We start from the raw sequence: 18,492 nt of genomic DNA, 5'->3' as shown, positions 1-18,492 counted from the left end.
CAACCGGGACAGATGGTGAACCGCAAACAACAGGCAATGATCCCTGAACGGGGGTTCACAGCCTGTTGTTTTTGTTATATGGGCATGCGGTGAAGGTTACTCCACCTTGAAATTTGCTGCAGAATCGGCGAGGGTCTTGGTTAACTGATCGATAGTTTCGACCATATCCGCAAGCCGCTGTACGGTAGAGGATTGTTCATGCATGGTAGCTGTAACTTCCTCAACCGAAGCTGAGATTTCTTCTCCTGAAGCGGACAGGCTTTGGGCGGATTCCATGACTTCATCTTTGTCATTTTGCAAATAGGAAATTTCATCTGCCATGGTTTTGATCTGGGCAGTTATTTCTGTGATTTTCTTCAGAATGGTTTTGAATGAATCCTGGGTATGCCCCACGAGTTCATCCTGTTTATTGGAAATTTGGTTAATGGCTGCGACACTACTATTATTTTCAGTTACATATGCAAGATTCTGTTGGATGATCGCATAGATTTCATTCGATTGTCTGGAGCTTTGCTCCGCCAGCTTACGGATTTCGGAGGCTACGACTGCAAATCCTCTGCCGTGTTCCCCTGCCCGTGCAGCTTCAATAGATGCATTCAGCGCCAGCAGATTGGTCTGACTTGCAATTTGGCTAATCGCATTTGTAATTTGGCTGATGCTGCTGGAGCTCTCCTGAAGCTTCAAGGTAATTTCTGAAATTTTATGAACTTCCTCTTCATTCTTTACGTTGATTTCAATTAATTGTTCAACCACTTGTGTGCTTGTATGGAAGACTCCGACGATTTCTTCTGCTCTTGTCCGGACCAGCTGGGCATTGAGATTCATTGCAGCGAATTTCTCGCCAAACCCATGAAATTTTTGGACAATAGTATCGGTATCTTCGGACTGGGATTCCATAGCCAGGGCGATCCCCATGGAAGTGACTGAGGTTTCATTAATGGACCGGGAGGTTTGCTTCGATGTTTCGTCCAGTTCATTTGTACTGCTATGAAGAATGGCGATAGAATCGTTCATGCTGCTGATCAGAGCTTTATTTTGCCGGGCCATATGGTTGAAGCTGTCAGCCAATTCCCTGAACTCATTGTCATAGCGGCCTTCGGCTTCAACGGTCAAATCCCCGGTAGCTAATTGTGTGAACAGGCTGGTCAATTTGACAATGGGATTGGCGATCGAACGGGATAACAGCAGACCGAACCCGACGGCTATAAGAAGGGCCACTGTCGTAACGATCAGCAGCTTGTTAAACATGTCCTGTACAGGGCGCTTAATGTCATTATAAGGATCTGACACCGATACCGTGAGGTCAACACCCGGTATTTTACTGATTCTTACATAATCATCACCTATCGTGGTGGTTTGGGTTTTTATCTCTGTAGTAGCACGGTCAGCCAGAAAAGCTTTGATCTCCGGAGTGTTTCCAAGGCTTTGCCCTTTCTTCGACGGATCGGCTGAGTTGTAGAGGACGGTTCCGCCACGGCTGACAATCTGGACGAAGCCTTCCTGATTGATATTAATGCCGCCTAATTCGTCCAGAAAAAGATTGCTGTCTATGGTGAAGACGAAGAGGCCAAGCAGCTTGCCGCTTTGATCTTTGATGGGCTGGGCAAATGGGATAACTAATGTACCGTTTGATCTAGACACAATGGCATCAGCGATATAGGGAGCGCCTTTCAGACCTTCTATGAAATATTCGCGGTCCGACCGGGATTGGCCATGACTATCCGCATTGGTTCCCGCCACGATAGTCCCCTTTAAATCCAGCACGAGCATAGAGTCTGTACCTACGCTACCCTTCATGCTGTTTTGCAGAATTTTATTGGCTTTGCTGTAGTACGGATTTTTTGACGAGTAGAACTCCTGGTCTGAGAGTGTGCCTTCTGCTCTAAGCTTCAGAAGCTCCTTGAAAGTATCGTGTACTGAAATTACGTAAGACGCCTCTTGCTTAAATTTCATCGAATTCCAGAGTCCTTCACCGATCCGGTCCGCATTGGCATTGATTTCATCTTTGCTTTTTTTCACTAATAAATCGGACGATACCCAATATATCGTAACGGAAGTGGCCAGCAGTACTGCAGCAACAAGCAAGCTCATTAAGAGAGGCAGCTTAACCTTTAATGAAATCGTGTTAAATTTTTGGGTGAATCTACTAATGTTCTTCATCTGATCCAGTCTCCTTCAATGTATATATGTCTATGAAAAATTAGGCGTTCTACGCGACCTATCCTAGGGATGACTTATTTATAACAAGCAGTTATAGAGAATTTGTGATCTAAAAATATAAAATTGTGAAAACATATGAAACAGTCGTAGCCGGTGCTTTTTTCTTTTCACTGGTCCAAGTCTTACGCTTGTCATGCCCGTCTGCATAATGCGGCCAAGTTCCTCATAGACATGTACTAATCAATGCATTCAAAACAGGTTAAGGGGATGATGTCATGCGCCGGATAACATGGGTACTCGCGATCATTATGAGCGTGGCCTTAGTATTGACGGGGTGCGGGAAGAAGGATGCCGCCTCTGTGGTCAAGGATTTGAATAGTGTGTCTGACAAGCTGGAGAGCAAGCAGGGAGCTTATCAAGGCTCAGGCACGATGACCTTGTACACCGGGGAGCAGCCGCAGGAATACAAAGTGGAAGTGTGGTACAAGAATCCGTCCTACTACCGGATCAGCCTGTCTAATGTCCAGAAGGATGTGAAGCAGATTGTGCTGCGCAATGATGAGGGCGTATTCGTACTGACACCAAGCCTCGGCAAAAGCTTCCGCTTCCAGAGCGACTGGCCGGACAGCCAGGGACAGGTATATCTGTACCAGACGCTGCTCAAGGGAATTGTCTCTGACAACAACCGCCAGTTCGTAGAGGACGGGGACAATTATGTGTTTGAGGTAGCCGCAAATTATCAGAGCAGTGCGCTGGTCCGCCAGAAGATCTGGCTCGCCAAAAAGACTTATGAACCCAAGCAGGTTCAGGTATCGGATTCCGAAGCCAAGGTTGTCGTTAACGTGACCTTCGACAGCTTCAAGTTTGATCCGGAATTCGCCGCAGATTCTTTTGATATGCAAAAGAATATGGCCACGGGCTCACCTTCAGAGAGCACTGTAGCTGAAGTGGATGAGAACGGAAATCCGGTAGTGGCGGAAGATGGGGAACAGGCCGGCCAGCCGGTTACGGCAGAACTGGGTGACTTCGGAATCATCGAGCCGGATTATGTTCCGGCAGGCGTGAAGCTGAAGGATACGAACAAAATCGAAGGCAGCAAGGATCATGCGGTGCTTATCCGCTATGACGGTATCTACCAGTACACCATTATGGAAGCCCGTCCGCTGGACCGTGCGGTATCGCTGGCTCCAGGTAGTGTGATCGATCTCGGGTTCACCTGGGGACTTCTCAGCGGAGACGAGCAGCAGACATTGACCTGGATGAATGAGGGCGTCGAATACCGGATCACGAGCGATAATCTGCCAGTTACGGAAATGATGCAAATAGCCGCTTCTATGGAGGAACAATCGGGTAAATAAAGTTCAGTAGGCGGATACTGCGCAATGTGGGAATTATTCCTCTACACGCAGTGTCCGTTTTTTGCTAGTTCTGCTTACATTGACAGCGGCCTTCCCGAGCATTACCATTGCAGTAAGACCCCAAGTTCTATGTGATTTCGGCGTAGATGTTTTACTACAATGTAAGAAGGTGAACCTGAAGTGCAAGCAAGCTATCGACCGACAGTAGCCGAGATCAATCTGGATGATTTGCGTGCCAATTATGAGGCTTTCCGGGCGGCACTGCTGCCGGAGACCAAATTCATGGGATGCGTCAAAGGAAATGCGTACGGACACGGTGCCGTGGAAGTGACCCGGGAGCTGGAACGACTTGGAGCGGATTATGTTAGTGTCGCCTTTTTGGATGAGGCATTGGAGCTGCGTCAGGCGGGAATACTACTTCCTATTCTGGTGCTGGGCTACACCTCCCCGGAAGGAATAGCCGTTGCCTGGAAGAATAACGTTACCGTAACACTGTTCACACCGGAAGTACTGGAAGCTGTTAGAGCGCTTCCTGTAGAGAAGGAGCACCGGCTGAAGGTGCACATCAAGATTGACAGCGGGATGGGCAGGCTGGGATTATTGCCGGCCGATGCACCTGCTTTCATTGCTGAAGTGCATTCAGTAGCGCAGGCGGAGCTGGAGGGCATGTTTACTCATTTTGCTAAGGCAGACGAACAGAACAAAAGCTATACACTGATGCAGCACCGACGTTTCATGAGCGTGGCGGAAACGCTTCGGGATATGGATATTAAGATCCCGATCATACATACGGGCAATAGCGCTACGGCCATTGATACACCTCTCTTATCCAGCAACATGGTGCGTGTAGGCATAAGCTTGTACGGATTCTATCCTTCAAGTGAGGTGAACCGTGAGCTGGTGGCTTTACACCCGGTAATGACGCTGAAGACGCAGGCTGTCTATATCAAGACCCTGCCGCCTGACTCAGGCATCAGCTACGGCACCCGGTATTTCACGGACAGCGATGAGGTTATCGCTACGCTTCCCGTGGGATACGCTGACGGATATTCCCGCATGCTAACGGGCAAAGCGGAGGTGCTAATACGCGGACGCCGCGTTCCTGTCGTCGGAACCATCTGCATGGACCAGTGTATGGTATCACTCAAATCTTTCGCTGAAGAAGCGGAACAAATCAAAGCTGGCGAAGAGGTTGTACTCATCGGCCGCCAGGGAGCTGTGTCGATCACGGCAGACGAACTGGCGCTCCATCTTGGGACGATTCACTACGAAGTCATCTGTATGCTGGCTCACCGGGTGCCCCGCGTATATGTACGCGAAGGCATGTTACCCAACCTCGTGAATCCCTTGCTGCAGACTTGAAGCCCTGACCAGAGACCTTATCCAGGAATTGAAAATAAGGACTACCCGTATAGAGCATGTGACTTATAGTCTATACGAACCGCCATTTCTAGTTTATAATGGGATGCAGCATACTTGATATACTGGCGGCATATATTCCTTGTATAAAATTCCTTGTATATTGTAACACTGGAACACAAGGGCAGAAGGTTTGTGGGGGTGGAAGAGAAGGTGGCCAATTTGCAGAACACCAAAAGAATCATGATCAGCTTGCCCGATCATCTCTTGCAGGAAGTGGATGGGATCGTTCAATTGGAGAACTCTAACCGTAGTGAATTGATCAGGCAGGCCATGAAGCTGTACTTGACTGAACGGAGGAAACGTACCATCCGGGAGTCGATGCAGCGGGGATACATGGAAATGGCTAAGATTAATTTGACCATGGCAAGCGAGGCCTTTCTCGCAGAGGAAGATGCAGACAGTACTCTTGGCCGCTTAGTAAGCGGGGTGTAAATATTGATTGTTAAACGCGGCGACGTTTTTTTTGCCGACCTTTCACCGGTCGTGGGTTCAGAGCAAGGCGGAGTTAGGCCGGTACTGGTCATTCAGAACGACATTGGCAATCGCTTCAGCCCGACTGTAATTGTGGCAGCTATCACTGCCCAGATCCAGAAGGCCAAACTGCCGACGCATGTGGAGATTGATGCGGCTGCCCATGGCTTTGACCGGGATTCCGTTATATTGCTGGAGCAGGTTCGGACCATTGACAAACAACGCTTAACCGATAAGATCACCCACTTGGACGATGAGACCATGAAGCTGGTGGATGATTCGCTGCAAATCAGCCTGGGTCTGATTGACTTCTGAACCATATAGGGCTATGACATCAATAATTGTACTAAAAGGCATGCCGGAGATGTATCCGGTATGCCTTTTTTACAAGGATAAATACGTTCGGAGTTCACGGAAAGTAGCTGCGTAATCATCGAAGATAATGTCCCGCTGTGTGGGTTATTGGATAGTCTCACCGGGTGTTGTGCTAGGGCTTGACCTTATGTTATAATTAGACCGGTCAGTCGGTCTATAGGGGGGATACATATCAAAGGACGCTCGGATGGAGAAGAAACCAAGAACCGCATTCTGCAGAATGCTTCACATTTGTTCGCACACAAGGGTTATGGTGCGGTAAGTATGAATGAAGTCTGCTTAGCTGCGAAGGTCAGCAAGGGTAGCCTGTATCACCATTTTCCCAGCAAGGATGAACTGTTCTTGTATGTGGTGGAGGATGATACCCAGAAGTGGCTCTGTGAGTGGGAGGAGCTGCGGAGTAAGATCAGCGGGACGGAAGCCAGGCTGTTCGCGCTGGGAGACCATTACGCGAATGACTTCCAGAATCCGCTGATTCATGCGCTGGAGGAATACGCCAGATCCCGTACGCTTACCGATGATATCCGCCAGCGGCTCTCGCAGATCTACGAATCTGCTTCACAGGCCTGCCGTGACCTGCTTCAGGAGGGTATGGATTCCGGATATCTGATTCCAGGCAATCTGGACAACTATGTGACCATCGTCAGCGGCATGCTGGAAGGGATCGGCAGGGTCAGCGAGATTACAGCACTCGCCAAGGGGCCTGAGGATATCAGGGAATATTACCGCGGGGCCATTCAGCTGTTGCTTCAAGGACTGCGTACCCGGGAGAGCTGAACGGTAAACGGGATTATTAATCCACAAGCAGAAACGGCTAAGCTTCATTCATAGGAGCTTATGCTTCCGAGGCAGCGATATTGCATATTGCTTTCAGGCTGTTTCTGCGTGAAAGATAGGGATAATTATTTGCGGTGCGAAGCGTATAAATTATCATTTTTTAAATAGACCGGATGGTCGGTCTAGTCCACGGCGTTATGCAAGCAGCTGTACCCGTGCCGTTATGAGTTCTTTGCCGTTAATGGGAGAGACTGTTATTACATGAGATGAAGTACACCTGGAGCCTGAAGATTTGCCCGGGAAATACGGAGGGATTTACAATGTCATTATTACTAAGAAACCGGGGCGCGATGCTGCTCCTGATGTTGAATATATTTTTGGCGTTCACGGGGATTGGTCTGGTTGTCCCTATTATGCCGACCTACATGAATGAGCTGGGCATTGGCGGGAGTGTTGTCGGACTGCTGGTGGCCGCTTTTGCCCTGACACAGCTGCTGGTATCACCGTTTGCCGGGAACTGGTCGGACCGGATGGGCCGCAAAAAAATCATTATCGCCGGACTAATTGTCTTTGCCTTTTCGGAGCTGCTCTTTGGTCTGGCCACGGTACCCTGGCTGCTCTTCGTATCCAGAATGCTCGGCGGTGCGGGTGCGGCGATGATTATGCCGGCGGTTATGGCTTATGTTGCCGATACGACTTCTTCTGAAGAACGCGCAAAAGGTATGGGCTTGATTAATGCGGCCATCACTACGGGATTCATCATTGGTCCGGGAATTGGCGGGTATTTGGCTGAGCTCGGCATCCGGGTCCCTTTTTTCGTCGCTGCCGGAGCGGCTGCCGTTGTGGCACTCATTACTTTTGCCGTTCTGCCGGAATCACTGTCTGCGGAGAAGCGACATGAAGCGAAGTCTGATGAGGGGAACAAGGAGAATCTGGGGATGCAGATGCTACGCTCTTACCGGGAGCCTTATTTCTTCGGTCTGGTGATCATATTCGTTCTCTCCTTCGGGCTGGCTAACTATGATACAGTGTTCGGGCTGTTTGTGGATCATAAGTTCGGGTTCACTCCTAAGGATATTGCGTTTGTCCTGACATTCGGTTCCATCGCGGGTGCGGTGGTTCAGGTTACAGTGTTTAGCTGGATTTTGAACCGTTTCGGCGAAAATAGAGTGATTTCCATCTGTCTGCTCATTGCCGGACTGTCTATCTTCCTCACGCTGTTCGTTCATGGGTTCGCAGCTATCGTTGCAGTGACCTTCATCGTATTCTTGGCAATGGATATTCTCCGCCCCGCCGTCGGCACACAACTCTCCAAGATGGCGGATGAATCGCAGCAGGGGTTTGTCATGGGGATGAACTCTGCCTACACCAGTCTTGGCAATATTGCCGGCCCGATTGTTGCCGGAATCCTGTTCGATATGGATGTGAATTTCCCTTATGCGGCGGCTGCGCTCGTCATGGTGCTCTGCTTCCTCATGTCGCTGAGTTACGGCAGAAGGAAACGGAGCCGGCGGAGTCCGGTGATGCGGTAACGGGAGGGTAAAGACACCGGGAACTTCCTCATTAACCAGGGGGGCTGCAGCAGGCCAAGGAAATAGTTGGATTTTTTCCACTTCCTCATAAATGAAGAAGCTGCTCTCAAACAGCAGTTGGAAAAACAGCACTTAATCTAAGGCATATCAGCCAAAGCAGTGGAAGCGCATGGAATTAAATGACGTTTATCCAACTGCTATGAACGAATTTGTCAATCCCCCTGTTTCTTCCCTTTTTAACAAAGGTTTTTTCAATCCCTTGGGCATGGAGACAACATGCGAGTCGTCGGCTGGCACACTGCTATCCGTGGGTTGGTTCCACATGTTAGGCCTACGTCGAAGGAGCTTCCCTAAACTATTGTCGCACGTCAAACCCATCCGGGTTTTGTGCAGTTGGATTTCGTGGATTCTCCTCGAACCTTTCTCGTTGTCTCCATGCCCCAAGGATTCATCCTTTGGGGACAGGCTTTTTCTTGTTCTATATTATGCGATTCCTGCTTCTGCCTTTACCGCAACACACCAAATGAATCCGACCAATTCCCGTCCCACCGCTGCGATCACCAAGTTTCGGTGTTTTCCCCGTTTGACCATCTGCACATATTTTTTGTGCAATCTCTCCTGCGCCTTCCATGACGTTTCCTGGACATGAGCCCTTTGCCCTTCTAACCGCTTTTCTAAATCGCCTTTGACCGCCGGAAGGTAACGGTAACTCCAGGCCGATTCCACCAAAGCACGCCTTACGGAGGCATTTCCTGTTTTAGTCAGGCGGCCCCGTCTTGTCTTGGGTCCTGTAGAAGATTCCCGCGGAACCAGTCCCAGGTAACTCATCAGCTGCGCAGGCGAACGGAACCGCTCAAAATTCCCGATTTCAACGACGAGCGTCATGGCCGTGAGCAGGGCAATCCCCCGAAGACCCTGGAGCGCTTGAATCACAGAGGCGTACGGGCAGATTTCGGCTTCTTTCCGCATGGCCTCCTCTAGCCGTTTAATGCGCTCCTCCACCTCCCGCAACTGTTGTTGCATCTCGGTGAATACCCGTTCTTGCGCGGTATGCTCAAACGTCAAGGTAGAGAGCCACAGCCGGTATCGTTTCGTCCAGCGTTTTTTCATCCCTTCCGGGGTGTGGATCTGGTGCCGTAACAGAAAATGAACGAGGTGCTGCCGGGCCCGGTGCAGTTCTTCCCGAGCATTCTCCCGGGCTCGGATGAGATCCCGAAGAGCCTCGAGTTCCGGAGTGGGTACATGAATGCCCGTCAATTCTCCCGCACGGTGGAGCTGAGCGAGCCGCTCTGCATCCCGTCGGTCGGTTTTAATGGCATCGCCTGAACGCTGAGGAATACGTGAGGGGGCGATGACCGTGCAGGAAATTCCCATCTTGGTCAGCCAGCGATACAAATCATACCCGGTGGGTCCTGCCTCATAGCAGACTTCAAGAGTAACCTCCGGGCTTTTCAGTTTCCGAATGAGTCGTCCTACAGCATCTGGCGTATGGGCAATCGCTCCGTGATACCGTGCGGGGTCCCGTCCCTCGTCTGCAATCGCCACTGCAATTTTTTCTTTTGACACGTCCAAACCTACGTATTTTATGGTATTCTTCATAGTAACAGCTCCTTTCGCATTTAGCTCTGAAATGGTTGTCCTTACTCCCATTTTAACCTAAGGTGTGCGAACAGGGGCTGCCTTTCGTTCATCATAACTAATTCACTCAAATGCTCCAAAACAGCTAAAATAAGATACGTTTATCCAACTACTGTTGCAGAGCGGGTGCCTAAGGGAACCTTAAACGGGCAAGATATGTAAGGTAGGCTCCAATTAACCTTGGTAAGCTGCATATTTCGCCTTTCGGGCGAAATATGTTTTGGGATCCCGCAAATCTGCTGAGTTATCACCGGGTTGGTAGCTTGCGTTGCCGGGGTACTTTACCGTGCCAAACTTTGGTCCTGCGGCAAACTGTGATAGTATTTTAGTAGAGAGTTATGAACTCAGACTGTGTATAGAAAGAGGGATATACTTGAGCGTTGATACTAATATGGCAGGTCAAGCGGCGGAAGAAGCAGCTGCCCGCCAGGAGCAGGAACTGATTACTGCAGCAATTGCGAAGGAACTGGGCATTAGCCTGAAGCAGGTACGGACTACGGTAGGGCTGCTGGATGAGGGCAACACGATTCCGTTTATTGCCCGGTACCGCAAGGAAATGACCGGAGAGCTGGATGAGAACGCGCTGCGCGACATCGAGGAACGGCTTGGATATCTGCGCAACCTCGGTGAGCGGAAGAAGGATGTCATCCGCAGCATTGAGGAGCAGGGCAAGCTGACCCCGGAGCTGCAGGCGCAGATCATGAAGGCAGTGAAGCTGCAGGAAGTGGAGGACTTGTACCGTCCGTTCAAGCAGAAGCGCAAGACACGGGCCAGTGTTGCCAAGGAGAAGGGGCTGGAGCCGCTTGCCGATTGGATCATGGAGCAGCGCCGCCAGGGCAATCCTTATGAAGAAGCGGCGAAATATATAGATGCGGATAAAGGTGTAGACAGTGCTGAGCTTGCTGTCCAAGGGGCAATGGATATCATTGCCGAGAATATTGCCGATGATCCGGCCATCCGTTCCTGGGTGCGCCAGTATACGGCGAGCCAGGGGATTCTGGTCTCCGAAGCGAAGGATGCGGAGCAGGAGAGCGTATATGAGAATTACTATTCCTACCGTGAGCCTGTGCACAAAATGCCGCCGCACCGTATTCTGGCCATTAACCGCGGGGAGCGGGAGAATGTGCTGAAGGTCGGCATTGAGATTATTGCCGACAAGATTCATGCTTTCATTATCCGCAAGCTGGTGAAGGGTCCGTCCCCGGTCAAAGAGCTGCTAGAAGCAGTGACCGAGGATGCCTACAAACGGCTGATTGCACCTTCCGTCGAGCGCGAGGTGCGCGGGGAGATGACGGAAAAAGGGGAGGCGCAGGCGATTTCCATCTTCTCCGGAAATCTGCGCAGCCTGCTGCTGCAGCCGCCGGTGAAGGGCCGCCATGTGCTGGGCGTAGACCCGGCTTACCGCACCGGCTGCAAGCTGGCCGTTGTGGACGATACCGGCAAGCTGCTGGAGGTAGCGGTCACGTATCCGACGCCGCCGAACAATAAGAAGCAAGAGGCGGCGGCCAAGTTCAAAGAGCTGATTGCCAAATATGGCATCCAGCTCATCGTAATCGGCAACGGCACCGGCTCGCGGGAGACGGAGCAGTTCACGGCCGAGGTCATTGCCGAGGTCGGGAATCCTGAGCTGGCCTACCTGATCGTTAACGAGGCAGGTGCCAGCGTGTATTCGGCCTCCAAGCTGGCGCAGGAGGAGTTCCCGGACCTGGATGTGGCGGAGCGCAGCGCCGCCTCCATCGCCCGCCGCGTGCAGGACCCGCTCGCGGAGCTGGTGAAGATCGACCCGAAGGCGATCGGTGTCGGGCAGTACCAGCATGATGTGTCGCAGAAACATCTGGAGGAGAGCCTGAAGGGCGTCGTGGAGTCGGCGGTTAACCACGTCGGTGTCGACGTGAATACCGCTTCGGCCTCGCTGCTGTCCTATGTGGCGGGAGTCAATGCGACGATCGCCAAGAATATTGTGAAGTTCCGCGAGGAGAACGGCAAGTTCGCCACGCGCAAGGCACTGCAGAAGGTGCCGCGCCTGGGCGCGAAATCCTACGAGCAGTGCATCGGCTTCCTGCGTATCCCCGGAGGGGATAACACATTGGACCGCACGCCGATCCATCCGGAATCCTATCCGGTGGTCGACCGGCTGTTCCGTGAGCTGGGCCTCGATGTGGAGAGGCTCGGCAGCAAGGAAGTAGCACAGCAGCTCGAGGTGCAGGATGCCGCCGAGCTGGCTGTGAAGCTGGATGTCGGCGTGCCTACGCTGCGCGACATCCTGGAGAGCCTGCAGCGCCCGGGCCGCGATCCGCGCGAGGAGCTGCCCCTGCCGATCTTCCGCACGGATGTGCTGAAGATCGAGGACCTGGTTCCCGGCATGGAGATGCAGGGAACCGTCCGCAACGTGATCGATTTCGGCGCGTTCGTCGATATCGGCATCAAGAACGACGGGCTGGTCCATATCTCCCAGCTGAGCGGCAGCTTCGTGAAGCACCCGATGGACGTGGTCTCCGTGGGAGACAATGTCACCGTATGGGTGATGGGCGTCGATCTGAAGAAGGGCCGCGTCAGCCTCACCATGCGCCAGCCGCGCGAGGTGGCCGGCAGCGTGAAGTAGACCCACGATATCGCCGGCAGGTTGAAGCAAGGGCAGGCGGTATACGGGGAGTCTCTGGAGTCCGCAAGGAAGAATGCCGACATGTCCAGTGGAGTGGAGCACCCGGGCAACTGGATCTTGGACAGTCACTGTGGAGCTCCAGCAAACTAACCTATTAATAATGGCCAGCCAATGAATACAGCAGCAGAAGAAACGAATACGAAACACCACGGCTAATAACCAATCAAGATAGAATAAGACCCAAATCAGCACCAACCCAAGCACCAACCCAAGCACCAACCCAAGCACCAACCCAAGCACCAACCCAAGCACCAACCCAAGCACCAACCTGCTTGACCAGACGGACGGCTGCGCTTCCTTGACCAGGACGGCGCAGCCGTTTTTTGGCAACCTTAAATAGCAGAAGAAACGCTACAGGCCAAGCTGCGGTAAAGAATGGTTATAATTATTAATGATCTTAATCCCTCTTCTACACAGTGTTATGATGAACAAAAACAGAAGGTGGCGGACTGGTATTGAGCAATAGAGTGATCCGGAATTTCGGGCAGAATGATATGGCGGCGCTTGGGGAAATGTATGCGCAGGTATCGGCACAGGAGGATGTGCTTTTTTGGTGGGTAGGGGAGGAGAGCAACTGGAAGAATGTAATCTGTGCCTTTGAAGGGGACAAAATGGTGGCCAAAGGCCAGCTGCAGATTTTCAATGTAGTTCCCCCTGGACGTCTGCCTGGGAGCAAACATAAGATTTTTGTGAATCTGAAAACACTGCCCGGGCGTGAACAGGATATCGGACTGCTGGATAGTATCTACTCCCTTCTGCTGGAACGGGCGCATGAGCTAAAGGGAACACTGCCCCGGGAATACGGAACGGTTCTGTGTACGGGGAATTACGCTGCGGAGGAGAGCTGCAACACTTATTTCGCACAGCATCTGGGTTACCTGCCGCATAGCCGGTTATATACGCTCCATCGTGACTTGAACGAAACTATACCCGTAGTAAAGCTTGCGGCAGGTCTTGAATCAGCGTGGGTTCAGTTGGATTCGCCGGAGCAGAGAGAAGCTTATCTGGAACTGGAGGCGGAGATCTGGCCGGATACCCCGCTGGGCGTGGAACGTCTGATGGAATATCAGGAGCATCCGCTCTGGACATCGGCTGTTGTACGGGATGCAGGCAAGGTTGCCGGCAGTCTGATGGTCTGGCAGGAAGATCAAAAAGGGATTATCGAGGATGTGTTTGTCCGTGAGCCATGGAGAAGACGGGGGATCGCCAAGGCGTTGCTGGTCCGTGCCCTGGCGTATCTGAAGGAGCACGGGCTGGAGCAGGCGCAGCTTATCGCCATGACTACCAATGAATCGGCGCTGTCCCTGTACGAATCCGTGGGTTTTCAAACCGGACGGCAGGAGATCAGATTGTATACGGAGCTGGGATAATTTTATATGACTGTGGAACTAAAGCCAGTGTGTATTAATAATTGGTATGAATGCACCCAACTTACAGTTAAGCCAGAGCAGTTGAATGTTTTTCCTGCACCTGTGGTTTATTGGATTGCTGAATCGAAATATGTTGATGAATTTGAATTGCGTGCGATTTACTCAGAAGAGGTCCCCGTTGGATTTCTCGTATTTTGTACCCGTCCAGACAAGGATGATAACTGTTGGATTCCTGCCTTAATGATTGATCACAAGCATCAAGGCAAAGGTTATGGCAAGGCTGCAATGGAAACCTTGATTCAGCTGATGAGTGATTCCAATTGTACTAGAATCATGATTGGACACCGGCCAGACAATCTGATTGCGGGAAGAATGTATGAAGCTTTAGGGTTTCTAAAAGCCAGTGAAGAAGTAATTGACGGTGAAATTGTACGTCTGCTGCAAATCAGTAACTAGCCCCCTCCCAATGCTTACCTCCCCATGTGACAAGCGCCCTGCAACTATATCGGGGCGGGCAGCGTCTAAAAGGGTAAGAATAGCAGCATGAGGAGGGATATCATGTATAAGGCAAGATCCATTGGATTCGCTGCGTTAACGGCCGGAATGCTAATGCTTACAGCCTGCAGCTCAGCGCCGGAAGCGGCGCCGGGGACCACATCCACACCGGAGCAGACTCAGACATTTGCCCCAGCGACTGCTACGGCCGTACCATCGCTATCTCCATCCCCGGCACCGGCGGCAACGCCAGCTCCAAGTCCTGAGGCTACGGAACCAACTCCGGTAGCGGAAGACCCCGGACCGCCGGAGGAAGGCACACCGCCTACAGCGCTGGAAGCGGCAACCACAGTAATGCGGGCGCTGAAGAACGGGAATATGGAGACGCTCGCCGCGTGGGTACACCGGGACAGAGGGGTCCGCTTCTCCCCTTACGCTTATGTAGATGTTGATAAAGACATTGTGTTAAGCCAGGATGAGCTGAAGGCTGCCATGCAAGATCCGGTAAAGCGCGAATGGCGTGAGTTCGCCGGTACGGGAGAGCTGATTAAGCTGACCTTTGCGGACTATTATAAGCGGTTTGTGTACGATGCGGATTTTTCCGGTAAATCTGAAGTTGCACTGAATCAGGGCTTGGGCCAAGGAACAACTCTAAATAATCTCAATGAGGTGTACCCCAAGGAGACCCATGACTTCGTAGAATATCATATCGCCGGTATCGATCCTTCTTTAGAGGGCATGGATTGGCGCAGCCTGCGGCTGGTTTTTGAGAAGAATGGCCAGGACCATATTCTTGTAGGGATCATTCATGATCAGTGGACACCTTAACGTAAGGACTGAAAGCGCCAGCCAGTTATTCGTAAAATCGCAAAGAGCCGCATCCCTTGGTTATCCCAACGGTGATGCGGCTTCTTTTGACGAATATGCGTTTATAAATTTCTCACTTACATCCCTGCGGATGAAGCAGCAGAAGCTGAACCTGTTACAGATTTGGCTACCGCTGTATAACCTTCTGGCAGGTAAGTCACGGCGGTGGCACTGGAGATGACCTGCAGATTCATGGAGCCGGCAGGCGGTGCAGTCACTTTGAAATAGATCACTGCTGTTTGGTTAGCACCGAATTCAATCCGCTCAATCGACAGGCCGTAACCCGGGTTAGGCAGATTCTCAACCGTTACAGTGGCTTTGTTTACGCCTGTTGCCGCTTTTTCCAGTGTAACCGCTGCTTCATAGTCATTAACCGGAGCAGTGGCGCTGTCATCGGGAGTGATTACCTCTTTGGCAAATTTGGCTGCATCATAGATCAAGACTGCGGCTTCCGCGCGGGTAACCGGTTCATTCGGACGGAAGGTGTTATTCTTCTCTAGTGTGATCAGGCGGGTATTGACCAGAATCTGCAGACTGTTCATTTCTGCTGTAGACAGCTTGCCGCCATCTGTGATCTCCGCATACATCAGCGTAACCGGGAAATTCCCTTTACTCTGCAGCGCCTGGGTCAGCAAGTGAGCGAACTGGATCCGAGTCATTGCCGCATTGGGGTCGATGGACTTGTCCAGAGACAATCCGCTTTGCTTGGCAGCCACGAATGCGGAGGCATACCATGCGTTATCTTTTACCTTGTCGAAGTAATCGCTGGCTTTGCTGCCGGTAGTATTCTGCGGAGACAGCTTGAGGCCGCTGACGATGAACTGCAGGCCTTGGGCGTAAGTCAGCTTGGATTTCGGTGCGAACCTATCACTGGTAATTCCGTTAATGATGCCATTTTGATGAAGTGCATTAATTTTGGATTCGGAAGCATGGCCTTTCATATCCGAAAAGGCGGAAGCCGATGCTCCGAATGATACTGTTGCAGCCAGAATGCTGCACGCTAGAGTGATTTTTGTAGCGCGCTTCTGGAATGATTTATTCTTCATTGTGCCTCACCTCTTATACTCTTAGATGGCTAAAGGGGCCGAAATGTTGCAGGCAGATCTGATTAAGCTGAAAAATATTAGTTAGGCTGAGTGATGTTCGTCTGTACCCTAATTGCAGAAGACTCGTTCGTTGAGGGTAGTATCAGCAGACGGGAGGACTGTCATCCGGGAAAGTGCTTAACGATTGAACATTAGCGGCATTTGGCTGTACACTTGAAGCAGAGTCAGTAAACGGATTCAACTACTATCGGGCCATTCATAAATTCAGCTCATGACAGGAGAACATAGATGATTCAGCAGCAGGAGATTGAACGGATCAACGTGGGGATTTTTGCCCATGTGGATGCGGGGAAGACGACTACGACGGAGCATATTTTGTATGAGAGCGGGCGGATTCGCGCACTTGGCAGTGTGGACAGCGGAACGGCGTTGACGGATTCCATGGAGGTTGAGCGGCAGAGGGGAATTTCGGTGCGGGCGGCTCTGGCTTCGTTTACATGGCGGGGAGTGCAGATTAACCTGGTAGATACCCCGGGGCATGTGGATTTCCTGTCCGAGGTGGAACGCAGCTTGCGGGTGATGGATTGTGCGGTATTGATCCTGTCAGCAGTGGAGGGCGTGCAGGCACAGAGCGAGATGATCTGGAATGCGCTGCGTAAGCTGGGAATTCCGACGCTCATCTTCGTGAATAAAATGGACCGGATTGGCGCGGATCCAGCCGCTGTGCTAACACAGGCGCGGACCTATCTGTCCGGGGATATTGTGCCTGTGCAGCAGCCCTTCTATAGGGAACGGGAATACATAGGGGCGGCGGATTTGTGGAGTGAAGGCGCAGACGCGGCGGCGCGGACAGAGCTGCTGGAAGCGCTCGCGGAGCGGGATGAAGAGCTGCTGGAGCTGTATATGGCGGGCGGTACGGCAGATCTGGCGCGGTGGAAAAGAGAGCTGGCCGTTCGGACGGCTGCAGGAAGAATGTATCCGCTGGTGTATGGCGTAGCGGCCAAAGGTCTCGGTGTCACGGCGCTGCTCGATGCCATGACGCAGTATTTCCCCCGCGCGGGCGGGGATGCGGAGCAGCCTGTGTCCGGCATCGTGTACAACATCCAGCGTGACAAAAGCATGGGCCGCATGGCCTTCGTGCGCCTCTATCAAGGAACTATCCGCAACCGGGACACGGTGATGAATTATACGCAGGAGGTTCAGGGCAAGGTGACGCAGATCCGCAAGGTCGAAGGCGGACGCACCGAGGATGTGGGGGCGCTGGAAGCGGGTGACATCGCTGTAGTCTATGGGCTGTCCGGCGTGCGGATCGGCGATGTACTGGGCCGGCCGGAGGCCATTCCGCAGGAGGCCAAGCTTGCCGTGCCGCTGCTGACCGTGCGTGTCTTCTGGGGAGCGGATGCCGACGACCATAAGGTGATTGCCGCATTTCAGGAGCTGGCCGACGAGGACCCGCTGCTGGATACTCAGTGGCTGCAGGAGGAGCGGGAGCTGCATATCAAGGTGATGGGGCCGATCCAGCTGGAGATCCTGGATAGTGTATTGCAGGAACGATTCGGACTGAAGGTCACCTTCGGCCCGCCGTCGGTGATCTACCGCGAAACGCCAAGCCGCGCAGGAGAAGGCTACGTTGCCTACCTGATGCCGAAGCCGTGCTGGGCGATTCTGAGGTTCCAGATTGAGCCCGGCCCGCCGGGCAGCGGCCTCGTCTATGAATCATTGGTGCGCAGCTCCGATCTGTTGCCGCAATACCAGAACGAGACGGCCCGCCGCGTGCCGGAGGCGCTGCAGCAGGGTCTGCGCGGGTGGGAGGTTACCGACCTCAAGATCACACTGGTGGAGGGGAACCACCATGTGTGGCATACCCATCCGCTGGATTTTGCCGTGGCTACGCCCATGGCCATCATGGATGGGCTGGCCCATACCGGCACCAGCCTGCTGGAGCCGGTCCTGCAGGTGCGCATCGTCGTGCCTGAGGAGAACGGCGGCCGTGTGATGAACGACCTTGTGCAGATGCGCGGCACCTTTGAGCCGCCCGTGCTGCAGGGCGATCGGATGATCATTGAAGGCAGGCTGCCACTGGCAACCTCGCTAGAGTATCCTGTGACCTTAAGCTCCTACACGAAGGGGCGGAGCACGTTTACTTCCTTTTTTGCCGGCTATGAACCGTGCCCGCCGGACGTCACTGCTGAGCGTACCCGCCGGGGCGTGAACCCGCTGGATCAGGCCAAGTATATTCTGAGCGTGCGGAAGGCGCTGCAGGGGTAGGATGGGTAGAGAAATAGGCAGGGCGTGAGAATCAGTAGCATAGTATAACGA

At 52.4% G+C, this 18,492-nt stretch carries 14 protein-coding genes; 11 read left to right on the top strand and 3 right to left on the bottom strand.

Features of this window, described 5'->3' with window-relative positions; all coding sequences use genetic code 11:
• Window positions 1-96: 96 nt before the first annotated feature.
• A complete protein-coding gene (locus MKZ24_RS31775; protein WP_340789794.1) occupies window positions 97-2,160 on the bottom strand; it encodes a methyl-accepting chemotaxis protein in 2,064 nt (687 codons plus the stop codon).
• Between the two features lie 275 nt (window positions 2,161-2,435).
• Here MKZ24_RS31775 and MKZ24_RS31770 point away from each other — a divergent pair, with 275 nt between their 5' ends.
• From MKZ24_RS31770 to MKZ24_RS31745, 6 genes are all read left to right on the top strand, one after another.
• A complete protein-coding gene (locus MKZ24_RS31770; protein WP_042233121.1) occupies window positions 2,436-3,518 on the top strand; it encodes a LolA family protein in 1,083 nt (360 codons plus the stop codon).
• A gap of 180 nt (window positions 3,519-3,698) precedes the next feature.
• A complete protein-coding gene (gene alr, locus MKZ24_RS31765) occupies window positions 3,699-4,880 on the top strand; it encodes an alanine racemase (RefSeq protein WP_042233123.1) in 1,182 nt (393 codons plus the stop codon).
• Between the two features lie 210 nt (window positions 4,881-5,090).
• The gene (locus MKZ24_RS31760; protein ID WP_039307597.1) at window positions 5,091-5,372 is read left to right on the top strand and encodes a CopG family ribbon-helix-helix protein; all 282 of its coding nucleotides are present in this window, start codon (window positions 5,091-5,093) and stop codon (window positions 5,370-5,372) included.
• A gap of 3 nt (window positions 5,373-5,375) precedes the next feature.
• A complete protein-coding gene (locus MKZ24_RS31755) occupies window positions 5,376-5,726 on the top strand; it encodes a type II toxin-antitoxin system PemK/MazF family toxin (RefSeq protein ID WP_019913013.1) in 351 nt (116 codons plus the stop codon).
• A 192-nt stretch (window positions 5,727-5,918) separates the two neighbouring features.
• Complete coding sequence (locus MKZ24_RS31750) at window positions 5,919-6,563, top strand: TetR/AcrR family transcriptional regulator (protein ID WP_339842955.1); 645 nt, start codon at window positions 5,919-5,921, stop codon at window positions 6,561-6,563.
• Window positions 6,564-6,883: 320 nt separating this feature from the next.
• Window positions 6,884-8,095 (top strand): MFS transporter, encoded by a 1,212-nt coding sequence (locus MKZ24_RS31745; protein ID WP_042233126.1) that lies wholly within the window; start codon window positions 6,884-6,886, stop codon window positions 8,093-8,095.
• Window positions 8,096-8,578: 483 nt separating this feature from the next.
• Here MKZ24_RS31745 and MKZ24_RS31740 read toward each other — a convergent pair whose 3' ends face one another.
• A complete protein-coding gene (locus tag MKZ24_RS31740) occupies window positions 8,579-9,694 on the bottom strand; it encodes an IS110 family transposase (protein ID WP_340781212.1) in 1,116 nt (371 codons plus the stop codon).
• Between the two features lie 430 nt (window positions 9,695-10,124).
• On the opposite strand from MKZ24_RS31740, the gene MKZ24_RS31735 reads away from it, so the two are divergent.
• The 4 genes from MKZ24_RS31735 to MKZ24_RS31720 all read left to right on the top strand — a co-directional run bounded on the left by MKZ24_RS31735 (window position 10,125) and on the right by MKZ24_RS31720 (window position 15,088).
• Window positions 10,125-12,335: a Tex family protein gene (locus MKZ24_RS31735; RefSeq protein ID WP_340790260.1), complete on the top strand. Its 2,211-nt coding sequence runs from the start codon at window positions 10,125-10,127 to the stop codon at window positions 12,333-12,335.
• Window positions 12,336-12,850: 515 nt separating this feature from the next.
• Window positions 12,851-13,765, top strand: a complete 915-nt coding sequence (locus tag MKZ24_RS31730) for a GNAT family N-acetyltransferase (protein ID WP_340789783.1) — start codon at window positions 12,851-12,853, stop codon at window positions 13,763-13,765.
• A 6-nt stretch (window positions 13,766-13,771) separates the two neighbouring features.
• Window positions 13,772-14,221, top strand: a complete 450-nt coding sequence (locus MKZ24_RS31725) for a GNAT family N-acetyltransferase (protein WP_340789782.1) — start codon at window positions 13,772-13,774, stop codon at window positions 14,219-14,221.
• A 102-nt stretch (window positions 14,222-14,323) separates the two neighbouring features.
• Window positions 14,324-15,088: a hypothetical protein gene (locus MKZ24_RS31720; RefSeq protein WP_340789780.1), complete on the top strand. Its 765-nt coding sequence runs from the start codon at window positions 14,324-14,326 to the stop codon at window positions 15,086-15,088.
• A 116-nt stretch (window positions 15,089-15,204) separates the two neighbouring features.
• Here MKZ24_RS31720 and MKZ24_RS31715 read toward each other — a convergent pair whose 3' ends face one another.
• Entirely contained in the window at window positions 15,205-16,173 is a 969-nt protein-coding gene (locus MKZ24_RS31715) for an S-layer homology domain-containing protein (protein WP_042233130.1), read from the bottom strand.
• 288 nt (window positions 16,174-16,461) lie between these two features.
• On the opposite strand from MKZ24_RS31715, the gene MKZ24_RS31710 reads away from it, so the two are divergent.
• A complete protein-coding gene (locus tag MKZ24_RS31710; protein WP_042233132.1) occupies window positions 16,462-18,441 on the top strand; it encodes a GTP-binding protein in 1,980 nt (659 codons plus the stop codon).
• Window positions 18,442-18,492 lie beyond the last annotated feature (51 nt).

The sequence above is a fragment of the Paenibacillus sp. FSL R7-0297 genome (assembly GCF_038009025.1).
GTDB lineage: Bacteria > Bacillota > Bacilli > Paenibacillales > Paenibacillaceae > Paenibacillus_AQ.
The sequence above is the reverse complement of the archived record's forward strand: the minus strand, read 5'-3'. Positions and strand labels throughout refer to the sequence as shown.

Bases quoted from the DNA above. Each gene is read 5' to 3' on its own strand.
- MKZ24_RS31775 (WP_340789794.1), bottom strand. From the start codon at position 2,160: ATGAAGAACATTAGTAGATTCACCCAAAAATTTAACACGATTTCATTA.
- MKZ24_RS31770 (WP_042233121.1), top strand. From the start codon at position 2,436: ATGCGCCGGATAACATGGGTACTCGCGATCATTATGAGCGTGGCCTTA.
- MKZ24_RS31745 (WP_042233126.1), top strand. From the start codon at position 6,884: ATGTCATTATTACTAAGAAACCGGGGCGCGATGCTGCTCCTGATGTTG.
- MKZ24_RS31740 (WP_340781212.1), bottom strand. From the start codon at position 9,694: ATGAAGAATACCATAAAATACGTAGGTTTGGACGTGTCAAAAGAAAAA.
- MKZ24_RS31735 (WP_340790260.1), top strand. From the start codon at position 10,125: ATGGCAGGTCAAGCGGCGGAAGAAGCAGCTGCCCGCCAGGAGCAGGAA.
- MKZ24_RS31725 (WP_340789782.1), top strand. From the start codon at position 13,772: ATGACTGTGGAACTAAAGCCAGTGTGTATTAATAATTGGTATGAATGC.
- MKZ24_RS31720 (WP_340789780.1), top strand. From the start codon at position 14,324: ATGTATAAGGCAAGATCCATTGGATTCGCTGCGTTAACGGCCGGAATG.
- MKZ24_RS31715 (WP_042233130.1), bottom strand. From the start codon at position 16,173: ATGAAGAATAAATCATTCCAGAAGCGCGCTACAAAAATCACTCTAGCG.
- MKZ24_RS31710 (WP_042233132.1), top strand. From the start codon at position 16,462: ATGATTCAGCAGCAGGAGATTGAACGGATCAACGTGGGGATTTTTGCC.